The sequence below is a fragment of the Blastococcus sp. SYSU DS0669 genome, assembly GCF_054050895.1.
On record NZ_JBJHAE010000028.1, the window covers coordinates 1 to 22406 of the forward strand.

Below are 22406 nucleotides of genomic sequence, written 5' to 3' on the forward strand. Positions count from 1 at the left end.
ACCCCCTCGCGCCCCCCGCCCCCCGCGCAGCACCCGCCCCCTCCAGCCCCCGCCCGCGCCGGGGCCGCCCGCGCGCGCGCGCCCCCCCCCCCCCGCGGGGGGTCAGGCCGATGCGCCGGACAGGGTGACCTCGACGGTGAAGGTCGCGCCCTGGCAGCCGTCGGCGGCCGTCGTCAGCATGGTGAGCGCGCCCGGGACGGTGACATCGGTCCCGGAATTGGCCGGCAGCGTGATCCCGGAGAGGCTGACCGGGCCGGACACCGCCACGTCGGCGGCGGTGCACGTCCGGCCGTCGACCGGCGTCACGGTGACCGCGCCGAAGGTGGCCCCGGTGAGCATCACCGGGAACGGGTTCGGGTTGCTGACCCGGGCGGCGAGGTCCCCGGTGGCTCCCGGGTAGAGCGACGCCGTCGGCGTGCCGGCGGACACGCCCAGCTCCGCGACGGTGGCCGCCTTCGCGGAACCCGGACCCGTGCCGTCCACCAGCCAGGACGCCACCGCCGCGCTCCCGCCCAGCAGCGCCAGGAAGAGGATGGCGAGGACGCCGATGCGCCTCCGCTTGGTGTTCATGGGACCCCCAGTCATTGCCTGTTGTGATGCAGCACGTGCGCTGCGTCACGACATTGAGTAGGGGAGGACGCACCGGTTCCGGAAGGGGCGGAGGGCTGGGATCACCCTTTCGGGGCCCCCGGACGACCGTCCGTGGGTCCCGGTGCCCTGTTCCGCGCCGCGGCGGCCGGCGTCACGTGCCGGCCAGGGTGACCGCCACGGTGACGAGGGCCCCCTGGCAACCCGGCTCGGCCGTGGGGAGCATGCGCACCGCTCCGGGCAGCACCACCGGCACCCCGGTGGCCCCCGGGCGCAGGTCCACCGGCTGGTCGAGCGTCACCGGCCCGCTGCTCACCGGCACGATGCTGCCGGGCGCGCAGGTCCGTCCCGCCGCCGGAGTGACCTCCACCCGGCCCAGGGTGGCGGTGGTCAGCCGGACCGCGGCGGTGCCGAGGTTGCTCGCGGTCGCCGAGACGGCCCCCACCGCGGGCGACGGGTAACCGGTCGCCGGCTCGGGGTAGAGGGCGCCGGCGGGGGCTCCGTGAGTGACGGTGACCCGGGGGCGGTCCGCCGCGGCGGGGTCGGCGATCCAGGCGGCCATGGCCGCCCCGCCGGAGAGGAGCACGACGGCGAGGACCTGGGCGATCACGGTGCCGGCGCGGGCCACCAGGTTCACGGGTCCTCCTCGGGGTCGGGCCGGAGGCGTTCCGGCCGTGCCATCCCCGTCGTCAGCTCCGGGCGCTGGCCTGAGGGATTCGGAACGGATTCCCCCGAACGCGTGAACCAGCGCCGCCCCGGTGGAGACCACGGTCACACCCCGGCGCCCGGTACCCTCGTCGGCGTGCCACGGGTGATCGTCGACGTCGTCCTGAAGCCGGAGATCAGCGACCCCCAGGGGCAGGCGGTCCTGGGTGCGCTCGGCCGCCTCGGCCACGACTCCGTGAGGAGCGTCCGCCAGGGCAAGCACTTCGTCCTCGAGGTCGACGGGACACCCGACGAGGCCGAGCTGGAGCAGATCGCCGAGACGTTGCTGGCCAACCCGGTGATCGAGGACGTCGAACTGCATCTCCCCAAGGACTGAGCGAACCGTGCGCATCGGTGTCATCACCTTCCCGGGCTCCCTGGACGACGTGGACGCCGCGCGCGCGGTGCGGCTCGCCGGTGGTGAGCCGGTCGCCCTCTGGCACGCCGACCACGACCTGAAGGACGTCGACGCCGTCGTCCTGCCGGGCGGCTTCTCCTACGGCGACTACCTGCGCGCCGGCGCCATCGCCGCCCGCTCGCCGCTGATGCAGGACGTCGTGGCCGCGGCTCACGGCGGCCTGCCGGTGCTCGGCATCTGCAACGGCTTCCAGGTGCTCTGCGAGGCGGGGCTGCTGCCCGGGGCGCTGACCCGCAACAGCCACCTGCACTTCCGCAACCGCGACCAGGTGCTGGTCGTCGAGCGCGCCGACACCGCGTGGACGCAGGACTACGCGGTCGGCCAGCGCATCGTCATCCCGGTCAAGAACGGCGAGGGCCGCTACGTGGCCGCCGACGCCGACCTCGACCGGCTCGAGGGCGAGGGCCGGGTGGTGTTCCGCTACGAGGGCGGCAACCCGAACGGCTCCAGCCGCGAGATCGCCGGCGTCACCAGCGAGAACGGTCGCGTCGTGGGGCTCATGCCGCACCCCGAGCACGCGATCGAGGACCTCACCGGGCCGTCGACCGACGGGCTCGGCTTCTTCACCAGCGTCCTGAAGGCGGTCGTCGCAGCGTGAGCGAGTCAGCAACCGCGGGCCTCTCCGACCTCGACACCGGCCCGGGCCGGCTGCAGAACCGGCTCGACACCGTCGACCTCGCCGCACGCACGCCGGGCGACGAGCAGCCCTTCGCCGAGCTCGGGCTCAAGGCCGACGAGTACGACCGGATCAAGGACATCCTCGGCCGCCGCCCCACGACGGCGGAGCTGGCGATGTACTCGGTCATGTGGAGCGAGCACTGCTCCTACAAGAGCTCCAAGGTGCACCTGCGGCAGTTCGGCGACCTGCCGCCCAGCGACGCGCTGCTGGTCGGCATCGGCGAGAACGCCGGCGTCGTCGACGTCGGGGACGGCTACGCGGTGACCTTCAAGGTCGAGAGCCACAACCACCCGAGCTACGTCGAGCCCTACCAGGGGGCGGCCACCGGCGTGGGCGGCATCGTGCGCGACATCCTCACGATGGGCGCGCGCCCGGTCGCGGTCATGGACTCGCTGCGGTTCGGCCGTGCCGACGCGCCCGACACCGCCCGCGTGCTGCCCGGCGTCGTCGCCGGCGTCGGGGGCTACGGCAACTGCCTGGGGCTGCCCAACATCGGCGGCGAGGTCCTCTTCGACGACTGCTACGCCGGCAACCCGCTGGTCAACGCGCTCTGCGTGGGCGTCATGAAGCACGAGGACGTCCGGCTGGCCAAGGCCGAGGGCGCCGGCAACAAGGTGATCCTGTTCGGCGCCCGCACCGGCGGTGACGGAATCGGTGGCGTCAGCGTGCTGGCCAGCGAGACGTTCGACGCCGAGGGGCCGGCCAAGCGCCCCAGCGTGCAGGTGGGCGACCCGTTCACCGAGAAACTGCTCATCGAGGCCTGCCTGGAGATCTTCGCCCAGGACCTGGTCACCGGCATCCAGGACCTCGGCGGCGCCGGCCTCTCCTGCGCGACCTCGGAGCTCGCCAGCGCCGGCACCGGCGGCATGCACGTCGACCTCGACGCCGTCCCGCTGCGCGACTCCACGCTGACGCCCGCCGAGATCCTCATGAGCGAGTCGCAGGAGCGCATGTGCGCGATCGTCGAGCCGGGCAAGGTCGACGCCTTCCTCGCCGTCTGCGCGAAGTGGGACGTCCTGGCCACGGTCATCGGTGAGGTCACCGACGGCGACCGGCTGACCGTCGACTGGCACGGCGAGCGGATCGTCGACGTCCCGCCGCGCACCGTCGCGCACGAGGGCCCCGTGTACGAGCGGCCGATGGCCCGCCCCGCCGACCTAGACGCCCTGCAGGCCGACGACGCCGCCCGGCTGCCCCGGCCCACCACGCCCGAGGAGCTCCAGGCGCACTGGCTCGCCGTGGTCAGCAGCCCGGACGGCGCCGACAAGACCTGGGTGACCGAGCAGTACGACCGCTACGTCCGCGGCAACACCGTGCTGGCGCAGCCCGACGACGCCGGCGTCGTGCGCATCGACGAGGAGAGCCACCGCGGCATCGCGCTCTCCCTCGACGGCAACGGCCGCTACGCCCGCCTGGACCCCTACACCGGCGCGCAGCTCAACCTGGCCGAGGCCTACCGCAACGTCGCGGTCTCCGGCGCGAAGCCCCTGGCGGTCACCAACTGCCTGAACTTCGGCTCGCCGGAGAACCCCGAGGTGATGTGGCAGTTCGCCGAGGCCGTCCGCGGCCTGGCCGACGCCTGCCGTGAGCTGGGCCTGCCGGTCACCGGTGGCAACGTGAGCCTCTACAACCAGACCGGCGACGTCGCGATCAACCCGACGCCGGTGATCGGTGTGCTCGGCGTGCACGAGGACGTCCGCACGCGGGTCCGCAGCGGCTGGCGGACGGCGGGGGAGACGGTGCTGCTCCTGGGCGAGACGCGGCCGGAGTTCGGCGGCTCGGCCTGGGCCTCGGTCGTGCACGGCCACCTCGGCGGGCGGCCGCCGGTGGTCGACCTCGGGGCCGAGCGGAAGCTCGCCGAGCTGCTCGCCGCGCTGGCGAAGGCCGGCCTGGTCGGCTCGGCGCACGACCTGGCCGACGGCGGGCTGGCGCAGGCGCTGGCCGAGTCGGCGCTGCGCCACGGGGTGGGCGCGCGCCTGGAGCTGGGCGAGGAGCCCTTCACCGCGCTGTTCAGCGAGTCCACGGGCCGCGTCGTCCTCACCACCACCGACCCCGGCGGCGTGAAGACGACCGCACGCTGGGCAGGCGTGCCGGTCACCGAGCTCGGGACGACGGGCGGTGACGTGCTCTCGGTCGACGGGCTGGTCGAGCTTCCCCTGGACGAGCTGCGGGCCACCTGGAGCGCCACCCTGCCGGCGCTGTTCGGGGCTCCCGAGGACGCCGTCGGCACCGTTCCGGCGGGCACCGTCCCCACCTCCTGATGCCGGCCCCCATCCCGGCCGACGAGCTGCGGGCGGCGGTCGACCCGGTGCGGGCCTGGCTGGCCGGCGAGGCCGAGCAGCCGCCGCGGGCGGTGCTGGGGGCGGCGGTGAAGACCAGCGCGCGCTGGCTGGCCCAGCAGGTGCCGGGCCGCTCGGTGGAGCTGCGGGTGCCGCCGCACGTCGCCGTCCAGTTCATCGAGGGGCCGCGGCACACCCGCGGCACCCCACCCAACGTCGTCGAGACCGACGCCGCGACCTGGCTGCGGCTGGCGACGGGCGCGCTGTCCTGGGCCGATGCCGTCGCCGCGGGTGCGGTCAGCGCGAGCGGCAACCGCGCCGACCTGAGCCAGTTGCTGCCGCTCCGCCCGCTGAGACACCGGTGAACGCCGGTCGCGGGCCGACCCGGACGACGCGGGGTTGAGCCCCGGGCGCACGCGGCTGGACCCTGCCCGACCCGGGTCGGCCCGCGCCCGGACAGCATTGCGCCCCCGCCCGCGGGATGCGGACGGGGGCGCAGTGCCGTGCTCGGGTGGCTCAGCCGAAGAGCGCGCTGGCCGCCTTGATCGTGTTGTACAGGCCGTACGCCAGCGGGACGCCCACCAGGGCCCACGCGAAGGCGATGAGGCCGACGGGGGTGTGCGTGGTCGGCTGCTCGCCGGTCTGGGACGCGGGGGTGCTCATCGGACGGTGCTCCTCTCGGGCTCGGCGGCCGTGGTGGGGATGTCGGTCTGCTTGGGCTCGAAGTACTTGTCCGACACCGGCTTGATCAGCAGGTTGGCGACGAAGCCGACGGCCAGCAGCCCGACCATGATGAACAGGGCGGGCCGGTAGTCACCGGCGACGAGCTGACCCGGCGTCCCGCGGGCGTCCAGGACGCCGTTGATGATCAGCGGGCCGACGATGCCGGCGGCCGCCCAGGCGGTCAGCAGCCGGCCGTGGATGGCGCCCACCTGGTAGGTGCCGAACAGGTCGCGCAGGTACGCGGGCACCGTCGCGAAGCCACCGCCGTAGAAGCTGATGATGACCGCGGCGAGGAGCACGAAGATCCACGTCGCCGTGCTGCCGATGGTGGCCAGCAGGACGTAGAGGATCAGGCCGACGCCCAGGTACACCATGTAGATCGGCTTGCGCCCGATGTAGTCCGAGGTGGAGGACCACACGAACCGGCCGGCCATGTTGAACAGCGACAGCAGACCGACGAAGCCGGCTGCGGTGGCGGCCAGGACGGTGGAGGTGTCGCCCTCGCGGAAGAAGTCCTGGATCATCGGCGCGGCCTGCTCGAGGATGCCGATGCCGGCGGTCACGTTGCAGAACAGCACCGTCCACAGCAGCCAGAACTGCGGCGTCTTGATCGCGTTGTTCGCGGAGACGTTCTCGGTCGTGACCAGGGACTTGGCCTTGACGGTCGACGGGTCGAAGCCGTCGGGCCGCCAGTCCGCGGCCGGCACCCGGATGATGAAGGCGCCGAACATCATGAAGACCAGGTAGATCAGACCCAGGGTGAGGAACAGCCCCGCGACGGCGTTGCCGCTGGGCACGGTGCCCGCGACGGCCGGGTCGTAGTTCGGGTCGTACCAGTTCATCAGCTGGCGCGACAGCGGGGAGGCGATGAGCGCGCCACCGCCGAAGCCCATGATCGCCATGCCGGTGGCCAGGCCCGGGCGGTCGGGGAACCACTTGATCAGCGTGGAGACCGGCGAGATGTAGCCGATGCCCAGGCCGATGCCGCCGAGGAAGCCGTAGCCGAGGTAGAGCAGCCACAGCTGCTCGGTGTAGATGCCCAGCGAGCCGACCAGGAAGCCGCTCACCCAGAAGACGGCCGAGGTGAACATGGCGGCGCGGGGGCCGTTCTTGTCGACCCAGGTGCCGAAGACGGCGGCGGAGAGGCCGAGCATCACGATGGCGATCGAGAAGATGATCCCGATCTGGGTGAGACCCGTGTCGAAGTGCTCGACGAGGGCGACCTTGTAGACACTGGTCGCGTATGCCTGGCCGATGCTCAGGTGCACGGCCAGAGCTGCCGGCGGGATCAGCCAGCGGTTGAATCCTGGCCGGGCGACGATGCGCTCGCGTGCCAGGAAGCTCGGTACTGCCACGGGGACAACCTCCGGGGACGGGACCGGTACGGCCGGTTGGCCGCGACCGGGACGCGCCCTGTGATATGGGTCGCTATCGGGTGGCACCGTACGTTGTCCGCCCTGAGAGTGCGCGCGCAACATGCGTGCCGTGATCCGTGCGTGACCGTGCGCCCGCACAGTGGAAGCGGCCGAGCCGGGCCGTGGCGGCCCCCTTAGTCTGCCGGGCATGGCTTACGAGGTGCGAGGCGTGGTGGCCCGGGGCAAGGGACAGCCGGTCACGGTGGAGACGATCGTGGTCCCCGATCCCGGCCCTGGTGAGGCGGTCGTGGACGTGCAGGCCTGCGGGGTCTGCCACACCGACCTGCACTACCGGGAGGGCGGCATCAACGACGACTTCCCGTTCCTCCTCGGCCACGAGGCGGCCGGGGTCGTCGCGGCCGTGGGCGAGGGCGTCACGAACGTCGCCGTCGGTGACTACGTCGTCCTCAACTGGCGGGCGGTCTGCGGGGAGTGCCGCGCCTGCCGCAAGGGCCAGCTGCAGTACTGCTTCAACACGCACAACGCCGCCCAGAAGATGACCCTGGCCGACGGCACCGAGCTCTCCCCGGCTCTGGGCATCGGGGCCTTCGCGGAGAAGACGCTCGTCCACTCCGGGCAGTGCACCAAGGTCGACCCGGCCGCCCCACCGACCGCTGCCGGGCTGCTCGGCTGCGGCGTCATGGCCGGCGTCGGCGCGGCGATCAACACCGGCGGCGTCCAGCGCGGCGAGACCGTCGCCGTGTTCGGCTGCGGCGGGGTCGGGGACGCCGCCGTCGCCGGGGCGAAGCTCGCCGGCGCGACGACGATCATCGCCGTCGACATCGACGACCGGAAGCTGGAGTGGGCCCGCGGGTTCGGCGCCACCCACACGGTCAACTCGAAGGAGACCGACCCGGTCGAGGCGATCAAGGGGTTCACCGGCGGGTTCGGCGTCGACGTCGCCATCGACGCGGTCGGGCACCCGGCGGTGTTCGAGCAGGCGTTCTACGCCCGTGACCTCGCCGGCCGGGTCGTCATGGTCGGCGTCCCGACGCCGGGGATGGAGATCACGCTGCCCGCCATCGAGGTGTTCGGCCGGGGCGGGGCGATCAAGAGCTCCTGGTACGGCGACTGCCTGCCCAGCCGTGACTTCCCGATGCTGGTCGACCTGTACCTGCAGGGGCGCTTCGACCTCGACGCCTTCGTCTCCGAGACGATCGGCCTGGACGACGTCGAGGAGGCGTTCCACAAGATGCACCGCGGCGAGGTGCTGCGCAGCGTGGTGGTGCTCAAGTGAGCGCCCGCGTCGAGAAGGTCGTCGTCCCCGGGGTCTTCTCCCTCGACGGGCAGGACTTCGACGTCGAGAACAACGTCTGGCTCGTCGGGGACGACGACGAGGTGCTCGTCATCGACGCCCCGCACGACCCGGCGCCGATCCTCGCGGCGATCGGGGAGCGCCGGGTGACCGCCATCGTGCTCACCCACGGGCACAACGACCACATCACCGCCGCCCCCGCCCTGCGCGAGGCCACCGGCGCGCCGATCTGGTTCAACAGCGACGACCGCATGCTCTGGGACATGACCCACCCGGGCACCGCGCCGGACGAGGACCTGCGGGCGGGGACCCGGTTCGACGTCGCCGGCACCCGGCTGGTCGCGCTGCACACCCCGGGTCACTCGCCGGGCAGCACCTGCCTGCACGCGGCCGACCTGCGCACCGTCTTCACCGGCGACACGCTCTTCTGCGGGGGCCCCGGGGCGACCGGGCGGTCGTTCAGCGACCACCCGACGATCGTGAACTCGATCCGGGCGCAGCTGCTCAGCCTGCACGGGGACACGGTGGTGCGGACCGGGCACGGCGAGGACACGACGATCGCGGCGGAGCTGAGCAACGTCCGCTGAGGGGTGTCCCCTCGATCCGATCCGGTCACCGCCCCGGCGGTTGGTCCTGCCCCGGCGGTTGGTCCTGCCCGGGCGGATCGTCGTGCCGCGCCGGGCGGTCCGGCGGCTCCGGGCTCGTGCGCTCGAGGCGCTGGCGGATCGCCGCGACGTTGAGTGCGAGGTCCTCGAGCGCCTCGACCGCGCGCGTCGCGAGCGCGAACGTCAGGTTCTCCCGCTGCTCCTCGGCGCTGGGCTCGGGGCGGCGCCGCGCGGCCTCGCGCGTCACGTCGGCCCACGTCTGGTCGTCGCGGCGCGGCTCCTCGAAGAGCTGGCGCAGCATCCGCTGCGCCATGTCGAGGAACTCGCGCGGATCGGGCCCGTTGCTCGCCATCCCATGTCTCCTGTCGCTCGTCCCGGGCACGTCGTCCGGCGCGGACCGGCCGGGCCGTGAGTGGGCGGGTCAGACGTCAACGTGCCGCACCGGGCCGAGGTTCCTCGCCCCGGACCGCGCCCGCGATCCGGGGGGACACGCGCGCCGGCGGTGCGCTCTCCCGCCTCGGCGCCGGCGGGGGCGCCCACGCCGGTACGCTCGACCGGTGCCCCGTGGTGATGGACGGCTGACGCACGACCTCGATCCCCAGTTCCCCGGCCCCCAGGACGCCTGTGGCGTCTTCGGTGTCTGGGCGCCGGGTGAGGAGGTCGCGAAGCTGACCTATTTCGGCCTGTACGCCCTCCAGCACCGCGGGCAGGAGGCGGCCGGCATCGCGGTCTCCGACGGCGCCTCGGTCGTCGTCTACAAGGACCTCGGGCTGGTCAGCCAGGTCTTCGACGAGGCCACCCTGGGCAGCCTGCGCGGGCACCTCGCCGTCGGGCACACCCGGTACTCCACCACCGGCTCCTCCACGTGGGAGAACGCCCAGCCGACCTTTCGCACCACGGACTCCGGCACCGGGCTGGCGCTCTGCCACAACGGGAACCTGGTGAACACCTCCGAGCTGGCCAGCAAGGCCGCCGACGCCGGCGTGCCCGGCGCCTTCGCCGCGACCACCGACTCCGACCTGGTCACGGCGCTGATCGCCTCGTACCAGGACATCTCGGTCGAGGCGGCCGCGATGGAGGTGCTGCCGCAGCTGCGCGGGGCCTTCTCCATCACCTTCATGGACGAGGACACGCTCTACGCCGCCCGCGACCCCCAGGGCGTCCGCCCGCTGGTGCTGGGCCGGCTGGAGCGGGGCTGGGTCGTGGCCAGCGAGACCGCGGCGCTGGACATCGTCGGCGCCTCCGTGGTCCGCGAGGTCGAGCCCGGTGAGCTGATCGCCATCGACGAGAACGGCCTGCGCAGCCAGCACTTCGCGGCGGCCCAGCCCAAGGGCTGCGTCTTCGAGTACGTCTACCTGGCGCGGCCCGACACGACCATCTCCGGCCGGGGCGTGCACGCCGCCCGGGTGGAGATCGGCCGGCGGCTGGCCAAGGAGCACCCGGCCGACGCCGACCTGGTCATCCCGGTCCCCGAGTCCGGCACCCCGGCCGCGGTGGGGTACGCCGAGGCCAGCGGCATCCCGTACGGGTTGGGGCTGGTCAAGAACTCCTACGTCGGGCGCACGTTCATCCAGCCCAGCCAGACCATCCGGCAGCTGGGCATCCGGCTCAAGCTCAACCCGCTGCGCGACGTCATCCGCGGCAAGCGGCTGGTCGTCGTCGACGACTCGATCGTGCGCGGGAACACGCAGCGCGCGCTGATCCGCATGCTGCGCGAGGCCGGCGCGCTCGAGGTGCACGTGCGCATCTCCTCGCCGCCGGTGAAGTGGCCGTGCTTCTACGGCATCGACTTCGCCAGCCGGGCGGAGCTCATCGCCAACGGCCTCGACATCGACGGCGTGCGCGCCTCCATCAACGCCGACTCGCTCGGCTACGTCTCCGAGCAGGGGCTGATCGCGGCCACCGAGCAGCCGGTCAACCGGCTGTGCACCGCCTGCTTCACCGGCGAGTACCCGATCGACCTGGGGACGCCGGAGGTGCTGGGCAAGCACGTGCTCGAGGGCATCGGCCAGCGCGCGGTCAGCGGCTGGACCGGGCAGCAGGCCGGCAGCGCCGTGCTGCCCGGCGGCGCCGAGGACGCCCTGAGGCGGCCGTGAGCGCACCGGAGTTCACCTACGCCGCCTCCGGCGTGGACATCGACGCCGGCGAGCGCGCGGTCGCCCTGATGAAGGCCGCCGTCGAGCAGACCAACCGGCCCGAGGTCGTCGGCGGGCTCGGCGGGTTCGCAGGGCTCTTCGCCCTGGACGTGCAGAAGTACCGGCGGCCGCTGCTGGCCTCCTCCACCGACGGCGTCGGGACGAAGATCGCCCTGGCCCGGCGGCTGGACCGGCACGACACCGTCGGCATCGACCTGGTCGCGATGGTCGTCGACGACCTGGTGGCCTGCGGCGCCGAGCCGTTGTTCCTCCAGGACTACGTGGCCTGCGGCAAGGTCGTGCCCGAACGGATCGCGGCGATCGTCACCGGCATCGCGACCGGCTGCACCCAGGCCGGCGCCGCCCTGGTCGGCGGCGAGACCGCCGAGCACGGCGACCTCATGGACGCCGACGAGTACGACCTCGCCGCCACCGCGGTCGGCGTCGTGGAGGCCGACGCCGTGCTGGGCCCGGAGCGGGTGCGCGCCGGCGACGCGGTGATCGCCATGGCGTCGTCCGGCTTCCACTCCAACGGCTACTCCCTGGTGCGGCGCGTGGTCTCCGCCGCCGGCCTGGACCTCACCGCCACCCCCGCGGGGCTGGACCGGCCGCTGGGCGACGAGCTCCTCGAGCCGACCCGCATCTACGCCCGCGACTGCCTGGCGCTGGTCGAGGAGCTCGGCGTCGGGGCGGTCCACGCCTACGCGCACATCACCGGCGGCGGGTTGGCCGGCAACACCGCGCGCGTGGTGCCGCCGGGGCTGCGGGCGGTCCTCGACCGCGGTACGTGGGCCCTGCCGGCGGCGGTCCGCCTCATGGAGGAGCACGGCGTGCCGCGCGCGGAGAGCGAGCGCGCCTTCAACTGCGGTGTCGGGATGGTGGCGTCGGTCGCACCGGAGCAGGCGGACGCCGCCGTCGCGCTGCTCACCGGCCGCGGCGTGCCGGCATGGATCGCCGGCACCGTGCGGGAGCAGGCCGGTGGCGCACCGGGGGCGGAGCTCGTCGGCGACTACCGCTGAGGAAGGCCCCTCCTCATCCCGCGCAGGCTCGGAGCGAGCCTCGGGAGGGGGACGGCGGCGGCTCCGGCGTGCCCTCGCCGACGCGAGCGGGCCGGACGACCTGGCTTGCCGACGCCAACGCCACGACACCGCTGCCCCGAGGGGCCGCGGTGTCGTGGGGTCGGACGGGTCAGGTCGTCGAGCCGCCGGTCAGCGGCTGGCCGCCCAGTCGTCGTCCGAGTCGTCGTCCGCCCAGCGGTCGGCGTACTCGTCGTCCTCGTCCTCGTCGTCGTCGTCCGCCGCGCTGGGCGCGGTGTAGGTCGACGACGAACCGGCCAGCTCGCGCTGGAGCGCGGTGAGGTCGGTGTTGGGTGAGCTGTACTTGAGCTCACGGGCCACGCGTGTCTGCTTGGCCTTCGCTCGGCCGCGCCCCATCGGCTCGACCCCCTCGTTACGGAGTGCGGTGGACCAGCCAAGCGGCTGATGCGGCCCGCGTGGCGACCCCGACTGAGTGACTATGTCTCGGACAACATTACGACACGGATCGGCCATGGGCACACACCCCTCCCGCGGCCCCGTCCAGGGCGCCGCCCCGAGCGTGCGGGGGGTGGGGAGGACGGGGACCTTTTTCAGCCCGGGAGCCGGATCGTGGCCAGCCGGCCGACCGAGTCGATGCGCTCCTGGGCCAGGCGGTCGGCGGCGACGGCGGGGGAGACGCCCTCGGCATCGGCCAGCGCGAAGACCCGCAGCGCGACGTCGAAGATGCCCGAGGCCTTGGCCCGCGCCCGGTCGAACGAGAACCCGTGGCGCTCGTCCTCGACCTGGATGACGCCGCCGGCGTTGACCAGGAAGTCGGGCGCGTAGAGGACGCCGCGGGCGCGCAGCCGCTCGGCCGCCCCCGGGTCGGCCAGCTGGTTGTTCGCGCCGCCGCAGACGATGCGGCCGGGCAGCGCCTCCACCGTCTCCGCGTCGAGGGCCCCGCCGAGCGCGCAGGGGGCGTAGACGTCGTGGGGCGTGCGCACGAGGGCCGCGGTGTCGGCGACCGCGCGCACCTGGGGGTGGCGCGTCCGCACCCGCTCGACGGCCCCCGGGTCGACGTCGGTGACCACCACGTCGGCGCCGTCCTGGACCAGGTGGTCCACCAGCCACGACCCGACCTTGCCCACACCGGCGACGGCCACGGTGCGGCCGGAGAGCTTCGGCGTCCCCCAGCAGTGCTGGGCCGCGGCCCGCATGCCCTCGAACACGCCGTAGGCGGTGAGCACGGAGGAGTCCCCGCACCCGCCGTAGGCCTCCGAGCGGCCGTGCGCGTACCGCGTCTCCCGGCCCACCACGTCGAGGTCGGCGTTGTACGTGCCGACGTCGCAGGCGGTGAGGTAGCGCCCGCCGAGGGACTCGACGAACCGTCCGTAGGCCCGCAGCAGCGCCTCGGTCTTGTCGGTGCGCGGATCGCCGATGATCACGGCCTTGCCGCCGCCGAGGTCCAGGCCCGCCAGGCTGTTCTTGTAGGACATGGCGGCCGAGAGCCGCAGCACGTCGGCCACCGCCGCGTCCTCGTCGGGGTAGGGGTAGAACCGCGTCCCGCCGAGCGCCGGCCCGAGGGCCGTGGAGTGGATAGCGATGATCGCCCGCAGCCCCGACCGGGGATCGCTGCAGAAGACGACCTGCTCATGACCGGATGCCAGCACGTCCACGACGCCGAGCCTAGGCTGCCCGCCCGCCGACCGGACGGCGCCGGACCACGCGGCGCGGGGCCTCCGGCGACGTCGCCCGCGAGCGGGCGGGGCATGATCCTGGACGGACCGGATGCGCGGGCCCGCGCCCCGCGAGCACAGGAGGAACCCCGATGGCCGCACCGAAGCGACTGCTGGCACTCGCCGTGGCAGCACCCCTGCTCCTCGCCTCGTGCACCACGGACGGCGGCGGCGGTGGCGGCGGTGGCGGCGGCGGGGAGGCCTCGGGCGGCGGGGACGGCGGCGACCTCACCTTCTCGGTCGTCACGCACGGCTCGGCCGGCGACGCGTTCTGGGACGTCGTGCAGAACGGTGCCGTGGCGGCGGGGGAGGACCTCGGCATCGACGTGGACTACCAGAGCGACGGCGACCCGCAGCGGCAGGCGCAGCTCATCGACGCCGCGGTCAACCAGGGCGTGGACGGCATCGTCGTCTCGATGGCCAACCCCGATGCGCTGCAGGACTCGATCGAGGCGGCGGCCGACGCCGGGATCCCCGTGGTCACCATCAACTCCGGCGGGGACCGGTCGGCGGAGTTCGGCGCCATCGGGCACGTGGGCCAGGACGAGGTGGTCGCGGGCCAGGGCGCGGGCCGGCGGCTGGCCGAGGAGGGCGCCACGGGCGTGCTCTGCGTCGTCCACGAGGCCGGCAACATCGGGCTGGACCAGCGCTGCTCGGGCGCCGCGCAGGGCTTCGCGGAGGCCGGGGGATCGGCGGAGGCGTTCTCCGTCGTCCAGGTCGACATCAACGACCTCACCGGCGCCCAGTCGACGATCGCCTCCCAGCTGCAGACCGACCCGGGCCTCGACTCGGTGCTGACGCTGAACTCCGCGCTGGCGCCCGTCGCCGTGGAGGCGGCCGCGGACGCCGGCTCCGACGCCCGGGTCGCGACGTTCGACCTGAACGAGGACGTGATCAGCGGCATCCAGGCGGGCGAGATCGCCTTCGCCGTCGACCAGCAGCAGTACGAGCAGGGCTACCTGCCCGTCGTGATGCTCAAGCTCTACGCGGAGAACCTGAACACCGTCGGTGGCGGGCAGGCGGTCCTCACCGGCCCGGGATTCGTGGACGCCGAGAACGTCGACGCGATCGCCGACCTGGCCGCGGAGGGCACCCGCTGAGCACCCGGCAGGCGCCCGCCCCGGCCGGGGAGCGGGCCGACGAGCGGCTGAGCGTGCCCGGGCCGCTGCGCCGGCTGCTGGTGAAGCCGGAGCTCGGCGCGCTGGTCGGCGCCGTCGTCGTCTTCACCTTCTTCGCCGTCCAGTCCGAGACCTTCCGCTCCCCGCGGGGGATCGCCAACTGGCTGGACCCGGCCTCGACGCTGGGGATCATGGCGGTGGCGGTCGCGCTGCTCATGATCGGCGGGCACTTCGACCTCTCCGCCGGGGTGATGACGGGGACGACGGCGCTCACCGTGGGCATCGTCGCCACCGAGTTCGGCCAGAACATCTGGGTCGCCATCGGCGTCGCGCTCGTGCTGGCCCTGGCGATCGGCTTCGCCAACGGGTGGCTGGTCACCCGCACCGGGCTGCCGAGCTTCATCATCACGCTCGGCACGTTCCTGATGCTGCAGGGGCTGAACCTGGGGCTGACCAAGCTCTTCACCGACACGGTCACCGTCGGGGGAGTCGACGACGCGCCGGGGTACGCCGGCGCCGAGTGGGTCTTCGCCTCGCGCGTGCAGATCCTCGGTGCCGAGGTGCGGGTGGCGGTCCTCTGGTGGCTGCTGTTCACGGCGCTGGCCAGCTGGGTGCTGCTGCGCACCCGCTTCGGCAACTGGGTGTTCGCCACCGGCGGTGACGAGGTGGCCGCCCGCAACGTCGGCGTGCCCGCCCGCCGCACCACGATCACGCTGTTCATGACGACGGCGGGCGCGGCGTGGTTCGTCGGGACGACGCTCGCGGTGCGCCTGACGTCGGTGCAGGCGAACACCGGCATCGGGCAGGAGCTCATCTTCATCGTGGCGGCGGTCATCGGCGGGTGCCTGCTCACCGGCGGGTTCGGCTCGGCGGTCGGCGCCGCCCTCGGTGCGCTGATCTTCGGGATGACGCTGCTGGGCATCCCGTACCTGCGCTGGGACGCCGACTGGTTCTACTTCTTCCTCGGGGCGATGCTGCTCCTCGCCGTGCTGGCCAACCGCCTGGTGCGGCGCTACGCCGAGGCGGCGCGACGATGACTGCCCCGGGCGGCACCCCGCCGCTGCTCGAGCTGCGCGACGTCGGCAAGGACTACGGCTCGGTCATCGCGCTCGAGGGGATCGACGCCACCGTGCGCGCCGGCGAGGTCACCTGCGTCCTGGGCGACAACGGCGCCGGGAAGTCGACCCTGATCAAGGTCCTCTCGGGGGTGCACCGGGCCGACCGCGGTGCGGTCCTGCTCGACGGCCGGCCCGTGGCCTTCGGCTCGCCCCGGGAGGCGCTCGACGCGGGCATCGCCACCGTCTACCAGGACCTCGCGATGATCCCGCTCATGTCGATCTGGCGGAACTTCTTCCTGGGCGCCGAGCCCACCCGCGGGTGGGGCCCCTTCCGCCGCTTCGACGTGGGGCAGGCCAAGGAGACCACCCGGCGGGAGCTCGCGGCGATGGGGATCGACATCCGCGACCCCGACCAGCCGGTGGGCACGCTCTCCGGTGGGGAGCGGCAGTCCGTGGCGATCGCGCGGGCGGTGCACTTCGGGGCGCGGGTGCTCATCCTCGACGAGCCGACCTCGGCGCTGGGGGTCAAGCAGGCGGGGGTCGTCCTGCGCTACGTCGCCCAGGCCCGTGACCGGGGCGTCGGCGTCGTGCTGATCACGCACAACCCGCACCACGCCCACCCGGTCGGCGACCGCTTCCTGGTGCTCAACCGGGGGCGCAGCATGGGGGAGTTCGCCAAGGCCGACATCAGCCGTGAGGAGCTGACCCGGCTGATGGCCGGCGGCGCGGAGCTGGAGGCGCTGTCGCACGAGCTGGAGCGCCCGGCCGGCTGACGCGAGGCGGTCGGCGGGCGGGGCGTGTCGACATGCCGACCGCCGCAGGGCGGTGACCGAGCGTTCTGAAGTCGGCGCGGCACCGCCACCGCGTGTTGCCTTTGTGACTCCCGGTGACAGTGGGACCGTTCGCGGGCCACACCGCCCACCCTCTTCCCCAGGGAGCGAGCACATGTCCCAGCGCCGTCCGACCGGACCGGCGACTCCGCGGGCCGGCCGTCGCCGCCCCGTCGCGGGCCGCTCTCCCCGCCCGCTGCGCACGGCCCTGATCGGGGCCGTCGCCGGGGCCGCGCTGGTGTTCGGTGCCCCGCCCGCGCTGGCCGTGCCGGCGCCCCCGCCCAACCCCACCGACGGCCAGATCGGTGCGGCGCGGAGCCAGCAGGACGCGGCCGCCGCGGAGGTGGGCCGGATCCGTGCCCTCGTGGCCACCGCCGAGGCCGAGCTCGAGCGCGTCGGCGTCCTGGCCGAGGCCGCCGGCACCGCCTACGAGGCGGCGGTGGAGGAGCTGCAGCTTGCCCAGGAGGCCGCGGAGCGCGCGGCCGCCGAGCTGCGGGCCGCCGACGAGGCGGTCGTCGCGGCGGAGAAGCGGATCGCGGCCTTCTCCCGCGACAGCTACATGAACGGCGGGAGCCTGACCAGCTCGGCAGCCCTGCTGGACTCCGAGGGGCCCGGCGAGCTCATCCAGCGCGCCGCGATGCTCGACTACGTCGCCGCCAACCAGCTCGACGTCCTGGGCCAGTTCGAGATCGCACGGGTGCGGCAGGCCAACGCCGAGTCGACGGCGCGGGCCACCCGCGACCAGCGGGCCGCCGCGGAGGACAGCGCGGAGGCGGCCAAGCTGGCGGCCGACGCCCAGCTGGCCACCCAGCAGGCGGCGTACGCGCAGGTCGAGGCGCAGAAGGCGGAGTACGAGCAGCAGCTGCAGGCGGCCCAGATCCACCTCCTCGAGCTGCAGGGCGCGCGCAACGCCTACGAGCAGTGGGCCGCGCAGAAGGCGGCCGAGGAGGCCGCGGCCAGGGAGGCGGCCGAGCGCGCCGCCCGCGAGGCCGAGGCCGCGGCGGAGGAGGCCCGCAACCGGGCGAACGCCGGTGGTGGCGGCGGCAGCAGCGGTGGCGACAGCAGCGGCGGCGGTGGCGGCGGCGCGGTCAGCGGATCCGGCTACGTCAATCCGACGTCGGGCCGGGTCTCCAGCTGCTACGGCTGGCGCTGGGGCGCCCTGCACGGGGGCGTGGACATCGCCGCCCCGATCGGGACGCCGGTGTACGCCGTCACCAGCGGCGTCGTCCGGCGCGCCGGCACCGCCACCGGCTTCGGCTACGCCGTCTACATCGAGGGCGACGACGGCGCGGTCACCGTCTACGGCCACGTCAACCGGTACTTCGTGTCCGCCGGGGAGCGGGTGTCGGCCGGTGAGCGGATCGCCGAGGTGGGCAACCGCGGGCAGTCCACCGGCCCCCATCTGCACTTCGAGGTCCACCCCAGCGGGCGGATGCACGGCGGGCACGTGGACCCCGTGCCGTGGCTCAACGCCCGCGGCGTCTTCGTCGGCGGCTGCGGCGGCTGAGGGTTCGCTCAGCTGGTCGGGGCGCTCTCCTCGGTGGGCAGGCCCAGCCCGCACTCCTCGACCAGGTACTGCTCCACGTTCGAGGAGGACTGGCCCAGCTGCTGCTGCAGCGGGGCGAGCCGCTCCTGGAGGGTGGCCAGCGCGTTCGGGTCGGCGGGGTCGATGTCCTGCAGGGTCGTCGCGATCTGATCGACGCCGTCGGCCAGCGCGTTCCAGTCCGCGGCGAGCTCCTCGGGCGCCTCGAGGGCGCGGATCTCCTGCGCCGCGTCCCGGAAGGTCTGGGGCAGGTCGGCGGGGTTCCCGGCCGTGGCGCTGCCGGTGAGCCGCTCGACGATGTCGGTCGCCTCCGTGCAGAACTCGCTGTTCGCGGCGTCGCCGCTCCCGGGGGCCGAGGTCTCGGGTGCGGAGGTCTCGGCGGCAGACGTCTCCTCGGCGGCGGAGGTCGCGCCCGACGGGGTGCTGTCCTCGCCGTCGGAGCCCCCGCAGCCGGTGAGCAGGACGAGGGCGGTCGCGGCGGGCAGGAGTGCGGACCGGAGCAGGGTGCGGCGCATGGACCGAGGCTAGCGGCCGGCTGCGCGCGGCGGGGGCCGCGCGGCTAGCGTGCCCGACGTGGCCGCCCCGACCGACCCCCGCGCCTCGTGGGGGCTCCCCGCGCCCGGAGCCCTGCCGCGCACCGCCGAGCTGGAGCCGTTGGTCACCCGGGTGCTGGCGCCCAACCCCTCGCCGATGACCCTGGACGGCACCAACACCTACGTGGTGGGGGCGCCGGGCAGCGGGCAGGCGGTCCTGGTCGACCCGGGGCCCGACGACCCCGCCCACCTGGCCGCGGTCGAGGCGGTGCTGGCCGCGCGGGATGCCCGCTGCGTGGCCGTGCTGGTCACCCACCACCACGGGGACCACGCCGAGGCGGCGCTGCCCTGGGGCGCCCGGATGGAGGCCCCCGTGGCGGCCGGCAGGCGGGACGTCGCCGGGCCGGCCGGACGGCTGCTGGCCCCGGGCGAGCGGCTCGCGCTGGCGGGGACGGCGGTCGACGTCGTCGGCACCCCCGGTCACACCGCCGACCACCTCGCGTTCCGCCTGGAGTCCGGCGCGGTCCTGGTGGGCGACCACGTGCTCGGGCGGGGCACCTCCGTGGTCACCCACCCGGAGGGCGACGTCGTGGCCTACCTGGAGTCGCTGCGGCGGGTGCACGACCTGGGCCCCAGCGCGCTCTACTGCGGCCACGGCCCGGAGCTGACCACCGATCCGGGCGCGGTGCTGGAGTACTACCTCGCCCACCGGGCCCACCGCGAGCAGCAGCTGCTCGACGCGCTCGCCGCCGGGGCGCGGAGCGTCGGCGAGCTGGTCGCCCTGATCTACGCCGAGGTCCCCCGCGCGGTCTGGCCGGCCGCTGCGCAGTCGACCCGGGCCACGCTGGACAAGCTCGCCGCCGACGGCCGGGTGGAGCTCGTGGGCGAGGACGGGGTGCGGCCGGCGTGACCGGGAGCCGCGACGTCCCCGTCGTGACCGCGTCCGCGAGCGAGCGGGACCAGCGGCGGGCGGCGGCGGCCCTCGCCGCGGCCGGGGTGCGCGAGGGGGACCGGGTGCTGGTGTCGGCGGCGGCCTCGCCCGCGCTCCTCGCCGTCGTGCTCGGGGCCCTGCGCACCGGCGTCGTCCCGGTGGTGCTGGACCCCGCGCTCCCGGCCGCTGAGCGCGCAGCCCTGGCCGAGGACGCCGATCCTGCGCTCGACGCCGGGGCCGAGCCGGAGCGGCTGCTGGGGGAGGCGGAGGCGGCGCTCGCCCCGGTGCCCCTGGCCCGGCCCATGCACTACACCTCCGGCACGACCGGCCGCCGCAAGGGCGTGTGGTCCGGCGTCCTCGCCGGGGACGACGCCCGCGCGCTGGCCGGCGAGGAGATCGACCTGTGGGAGTTCGGGCCGGGGGACCGCCACGTGGTCCTCTCCCCGCTGCACCACAGCGCCCCGCTGCGGTTCGCCGTCCACACGCTGCTCGCCGGCGGCGAGGTGGTCCTGCCGGGCCCCTTCGACGCCGACCGCGTGGCGCGGGTGCTCGCCACGCTCCGCCCGACGACGACGTTCTGCGTGCCCACCCACCTGCAGCGGCTGCTGACCCGGGACGACGTCGACTGGTCCTCCTTCCGCCGGCTGGTGCACGCCGGCGCCCCCTGCCCCGAGCCGCTCAAGCGGGCCGTCCTCGCGGCGCTGCCCGCCGGGAGCGTGTGGGAGTTCTACGGCTCCACCGAGGCCCAGTTCACCGTCTGCTCGCCCGAGGACTGGCTGGCCCACCCGGGCAGCGTCGGCCGGGCCCGGCCCGGGCGGCGGCTGGAGACCGACGAGCGCGGCCAGCTGTGGTGCGCGGTGCCCCGCTGGGCACGCTTCGAGTACTGGCGCGCCCCGGAGAAGACGGCGGCGGCCTGGCGCGAGGACCGCGTCACCGTGGGCGACCTCGGCCGGGTCGACGCGGACGGGACGGTCTGGCTCGACGGCCGCCGGGAGGACCTGGTCATCTCCGGCGGCGTGAACGTCTACCCGGCGGAGGTGGAGGCGGTCCTCGACGCCCATCCCGGCGTGGTGGAGAGCGCCGTCTTCGGGCTCCCCGACCCCGACTGGGGGCAGCGGGTGGTCGCCGCCTACGTCGGGGACGCCGCGGTCGCGGAGCTGGCCGCCTGGGCGCGGGAGCGGCTGGCCCCCGCCAAGCGGCCGAAGTCGCTGCACCCGCTGGCCGAGCTGCCGCGCACCTCGACCGGCAAGGTGCGCCGGCTGGACCTGCCGGAGGCGCTGGGCCTCACCGGTGGCTGAGCGCTGGGACGTCGTCGTGGTCGGCGCGGGCACGGCGGGGTGCCCGCTGGCCGCCCGGCTCGCCGACGCCGGCCGGCGGGTGCTGCTGCTCGAGGCCGGGGCGCACCACCCCGACCCCGCCGACGTCCCGGCCGACCTGCGCGACGCCCAGACGCTGCGCGCCGCGGTGAGCGGCCACCCGGCCAACTGGGACCTGCCGGGGCTGCTCCCCGGCGGGCGCGCGGTGCGGGTGCCCCGCGGCCGGGCGGCCGGCGGCTCCAGCGCCGTCAACGCCGGCTACTTCCTGCGCCCGACCCCGGCCGACGCCGCCGGCTGGGCCGCCGCGGGCAACGACCTGTGGGCCTGGGAGCGGCTGCTCCCCGCGCTGTGCCGGCTGGAGAGCGACCGGGAGTACGGCGACCGCGCCAGTCACGGTGCGGACGGGCCCGTCCCGGTCACCCGGCCCACCGGTGGGCCACCGCTGGCGGAGGCGTTCGCCGCGGCCGCGGAGGAGCTCGGGCTGCCCGCCGAGCCCGACAAGAACGGCGGAGGCCCTCCCGGCTACGGCCCGCTCCCGCGGAACGTGGTCGACGGCGTGCGGGTCAGCACGGCGCTGGCCTACCTCGCGCCGCGGCGTGGCGACCCCGGGCTCGTCGTGCGCGGCGGGGTGCGGGTGCTGCGGGTGCTGGTGGAGCACGGCCGCGCGACTGGGGTCCGCACGACGGCCGGCGACGTCCACGCCGACGAGGTGGTGCTCGCGGCGGGCGCGGTCGGCTCGGCCCACCTGCTGCTGCTCTCCGGCATCGGTCCACCGGACGAGCTGCGCGCCGCGGGCCTCGACGTGCGGGTGGAGGCGCCCGGCGTGGGCAGCGACTGCTCGGACCACCCGCTGGTCTACCTCCCCTTCCGGCCCGTCCCGGGCGTCACCGCCCCGCTGGGCCGGTCACCGCTGCACGGCGTCCTGCACGCCACGTCGACGACGGCGGAGATCCCGGGCGACCTCGAGGTGCTGCCCTGGCTGGCGCCGTTCGCCCAGGTGATGACCGGCCGGGCCGCACCGGAGGGCGAGGTGGTGGAGGTGGGGGTCGCGCTCCAGCGGACGGTCGGCCGCGGCCGGCTGGTCCTCGCCGCCGATCCGGCGGAGCCGCCGGTCGTGCGGTACGGGCACCTGGTGGACGAGGACGACCGGCGTCGCATGCGGGAGGGCGTACGGCTGGCCGGGGAGCTGCTGCGCACCCGCGCGCTGGCCGAGCTCGGCGAGCCCGGCCCGGTGCCGGCCGACGACGCCGCGCTGGACGCCTGGACCAGCGCCCGGCTGACCACCGCCGTCCACCTGTCCGGCACCGCCCGCATGGGCCCGGACGGCGATCCGGGAGCCGTGGTCGACCAGCGGCTGGGGGTGCGCGGCGTCGACGGGCTGCGGGTGGCCGACACCTCGGTGCTGCCGTGGGTACCCGTCCGCGGCCCGGCTGCCACCGCGGTGCTGGTGGGGGAGCGAGCCGCGGAGCTGATGACCGGCTGACAGCGTCCGGCGCCGAGGCGGCCCGCCGTCCCCGGAACGC

23 protein-coding genes are annotated in these 22406 nt (G+C 74.8%); 15 read left to right on the forward strand and 8 right to left on the reverse strand.

Going from position 1 to position 22406, the window contains the following annotated elements; translation table 11 throughout:
* Positions 1-102 precede the first annotated feature (102 nt).
* Both ACI792_RS19000 and ACI792_RS19005 read right to left on the reverse strand, forming a co-directional pair.
* Positions 103-570, reverse strand: a complete 468-nt coding sequence (locus ACI792_RS19000; protein ID WP_456603970.1) for a hypothetical protein — start codon at positions 568-570, stop codon at positions 103-105.
* Between the two features lie 172 nt (positions 571-742).
* The gene (locus tag ACI792_RS19005) at positions 743-1225 is read right to left on the reverse strand and encodes a hypothetical protein (protein WP_456603971.1); all 483 of its coding nucleotides are present in this window, start codon (positions 1223-1225) and stop codon (positions 743-745) included.
* A 165-nt stretch (positions 1226-1390) separates the two neighbouring features.
* On the opposite strand from ACI792_RS19005, the gene purS reads away from it, so the two are divergent.
* Genes purS through ACI792_RS19025 form a run of 4 tightly spaced genes read left to right on the forward strand, consistent with a single transcriptional unit; the run spans position 1391 to position 5034 of the window.
* The gene (purS, locus tag ACI792_RS19010; RefSeq protein ID WP_456581074.1) at positions 1391-1630 is read left to right on the forward strand and encodes a phosphoribosylformylglycinamidine synthase subunit PurS; all 240 of its coding nucleotides are present in this window, start codon (positions 1391-1393) and stop codon (positions 1628-1630) included.
* 7 nt (positions 1631-1637) lie between these two features.
* Positions 1638-2309, forward strand: coding sequence for a phosphoribosylformylglycinamidine synthase subunit PurQ (gene purQ, locus ACI792_RS19015; RefSeq protein WP_456603972.1), 672 nt, complete (start codon positions 1638-1640; stop codon positions 2307-2309).
* Positions 2306-4651, forward strand: a complete 2346-nt coding sequence (gene purL, locus ACI792_RS19020; protein ID WP_456603973.1) for a phosphoribosylformylglycinamidine synthase subunit PurL — start codon at positions 2306-2308, stop codon at positions 4649-4651. Before purQ ends, purL begins: the two co-directional genes overlap by 4 nt.
* Positions 4651-5034 (forward strand): sterol carrier family protein, encoded by a 384-nt coding sequence (locus ACI792_RS19025; RefSeq protein ID WP_456581077.1) that lies wholly within the window; start codon positions 4651-4653, stop codon positions 5032-5034. Before purL ends, ACI792_RS19025 begins: the two co-directional genes overlap by 1 nt.
* Positions 5035-5185: 151 nt before the next feature.
* Here ACI792_RS19025 and ACI792_RS19030 read toward each other — a convergent pair whose 3' ends face one another.
* Both ACI792_RS19030 and ACI792_RS19035 read right to left on the reverse strand, forming a co-directional pair.
* Positions 5186-5332 (reverse strand): MFS transporter small subunit, encoded by a 147-nt coding sequence (locus ACI792_RS19030; RefSeq protein WP_456603974.1) that lies wholly within the window; start codon positions 5330-5332, stop codon positions 5186-5188.
* Entirely contained in the window at positions 5329-6747 is a 1419-nt protein-coding gene (locus ACI792_RS19035; RefSeq protein ID WP_456603975.1) for an OFA family MFS transporter, read from the reverse strand. Before ACI792_RS19035 ends, ACI792_RS19030 begins: the two co-directional genes overlap by 4 nt.
* 208 nt (positions 6748-6955) lie before the next feature.
* Between ACI792_RS19035 and ACI792_RS19040 the strand changes: the two genes are divergently transcribed.
* Both ACI792_RS19040 and ACI792_RS19045 read left to right on the forward strand, forming a co-directional pair.
* Complete coding sequence (locus ACI792_RS19040) at positions 6956-8044, forward strand: S-(hydroxymethyl)mycothiol dehydrogenase (protein ID WP_456581080.1); 1089 nt, start codon at positions 6956-6958, stop codon at positions 8042-8044.
* The gene (locus tag ACI792_RS19045; RefSeq protein ID WP_456603976.1) at positions 8041-8649 is read left to right on the forward strand and encodes an MBL fold metallo-hydrolase; all 609 of its coding nucleotides are present in this window, start codon (positions 8041-8043) and stop codon (positions 8647-8649) included. Before ACI792_RS19040 ends, ACI792_RS19045 begins: the two co-directional genes overlap by 4 nt.
* A 25-nt stretch (positions 8650-8674) precedes the next feature.
* On the opposite strand, the gene ACI792_RS19050 is transcribed toward ACI792_RS19045, so the two are convergent.
* A complete protein-coding gene (locus ACI792_RS19050) occupies positions 8675-9019 on the reverse strand; it encodes a hypothetical protein (protein ID WP_456603977.1) in 345 nt (114 codons plus the stop codon).
* Between the two features lie 205 nt (positions 9020-9224).
* On the opposite strand from ACI792_RS19050, the gene purF reads away from it, so the two are divergent.
* Both purF and purM read left to right on the forward strand, forming a co-directional pair.
* Positions 9225-10763: an amidophosphoribosyltransferase gene (gene purF, locus ACI792_RS19055; RefSeq protein ID WP_456603978.1), complete on the forward strand. Its 1539-nt coding sequence runs from the start codon at positions 9225-9227 to the stop codon at positions 10761-10763.
* On the forward strand, positions 10760-11821 hold the full coding sequence (gene purM, locus ACI792_RS19060) for a phosphoribosylformylglycinamidine cyclo-ligase (protein ID WP_456603979.1): 1062 nt from the start codon (positions 10760-10762) through the stop codon (positions 11819-11821). The genes purF and purM overlap by 4 nt, the downstream gene beginning before the upstream one ends.
* Positions 11822-12010: 189 nt before the next feature.
* Here purM and ACI792_RS19065 read toward each other — a convergent pair whose 3' ends face one another.
* Both ACI792_RS19065 and ACI792_RS19070 read right to left on the reverse strand, forming a co-directional pair.
* Positions 12011-12235 carry a DUF3073 domain-containing protein gene (locus ACI792_RS19065; protein WP_456581085.1) on the reverse strand — a complete coding sequence of 75 codons (225 nt, stop codon included), beginning with the start codon at positions 12233-12235 and terminating at the stop codon, positions 12011-12013.
* A 194-nt stretch (positions 12236-12429) separates the two neighbouring features.
* Positions 12430-13494, reverse strand: coding sequence for a Glu/Leu/Phe/Val family dehydrogenase (locus tag ACI792_RS19070; protein ID WP_456603980.1), 1065 nt, complete (start codon positions 13492-13494; stop codon positions 12430-12432).
* A 152-nt stretch (positions 13495-13646) separates the two neighbouring features.
* On the opposite strand from ACI792_RS19070, the gene ACI792_RS19075 reads away from it, so the two are divergent.
* From ACI792_RS19075 to ACI792_RS19090, 4 genes are all read left to right on the forward strand, one after another.
* Entirely contained in the window at positions 13647-14654 is a 1008-nt protein-coding gene (locus ACI792_RS19075) for a sugar ABC transporter substrate-binding protein (RefSeq protein WP_456603981.1), read from the forward strand.
* A 53-nt stretch (positions 14655-14707) separates the two neighbouring features.
* Positions 14708-15709: an ABC transporter permease gene (locus ACI792_RS19080; protein ID WP_456581088.1), complete on the forward strand. Its 1002-nt coding sequence runs from the start codon at positions 14708-14710 to the stop codon at positions 15707-15709.
* Positions 15706-16503, forward strand: a complete 798-nt coding sequence (locus ACI792_RS19085) for an ATP-binding cassette domain-containing protein (protein WP_456603982.1) — start codon at positions 15706-15708, stop codon at positions 16501-16503. Before ACI792_RS19080 ends, ACI792_RS19085 begins: the two co-directional genes overlap by 4 nt.
* A gap of 172 nt (positions 16504-16675) precedes the next feature.
* Positions 16676-18067 (forward strand): M23 family metallopeptidase, encoded by a 1392-nt coding sequence (locus ACI792_RS19090; RefSeq protein WP_456603983.1) that lies wholly within the window; start codon positions 16676-16678, stop codon positions 18065-18067.
* An 8-nt stretch (positions 18068-18075) separates the two neighbouring features.
* Here ACI792_RS19090 and ACI792_RS19095 read toward each other — a convergent pair whose 3' ends face one another.
* Positions 18076-18618 carry a hypothetical protein gene (locus ACI792_RS19095; RefSeq protein ID WP_456581091.1) on the reverse strand — a complete coding sequence of 181 codons (543 nt, stop codon included), beginning with the start codon at positions 18616-18618 and terminating at the stop codon, positions 18076-18078.
* A 58-nt stretch (positions 18619-18676) separates the two neighbouring features.
* On the opposite strand from ACI792_RS19095, the gene ACI792_RS19100 reads away from it, so the two are divergent.
* The 3 genes from ACI792_RS19100 to mftG are packed head-to-tail and all read left to right on the forward strand — an operon-like array spanning position 18677 to position 22366.
* Positions 18677-19546 (forward strand): MBL fold metallo-hydrolase, encoded by an 870-nt coding sequence (locus tag ACI792_RS19100; RefSeq protein ID WP_456603984.1) that lies wholly within the window; start codon positions 18677-18679, stop codon positions 19544-19546.
* Positions 19543-20865, forward strand: coding sequence for a class I adenylate-forming enzyme family protein (locus tag ACI792_RS19105; RefSeq protein ID WP_456603985.1), 1323 nt, complete (start codon positions 19543-19545; stop codon positions 20863-20865). Before ACI792_RS19100 ends, ACI792_RS19105 begins: the two co-directional genes overlap by 4 nt.
* Positions 20858-22366, forward strand: coding sequence for a mycofactocin dehydrogenase MftG (gene mftG, locus ACI792_RS19110; protein WP_456603986.1), 1509 nt, complete (start codon positions 20858-20860; stop codon positions 22364-22366). Before ACI792_RS19105 ends, mftG begins: the two co-directional genes overlap by 8 nt.
* Positions 22367-22406: the final 40 nt, after the last annotated feature.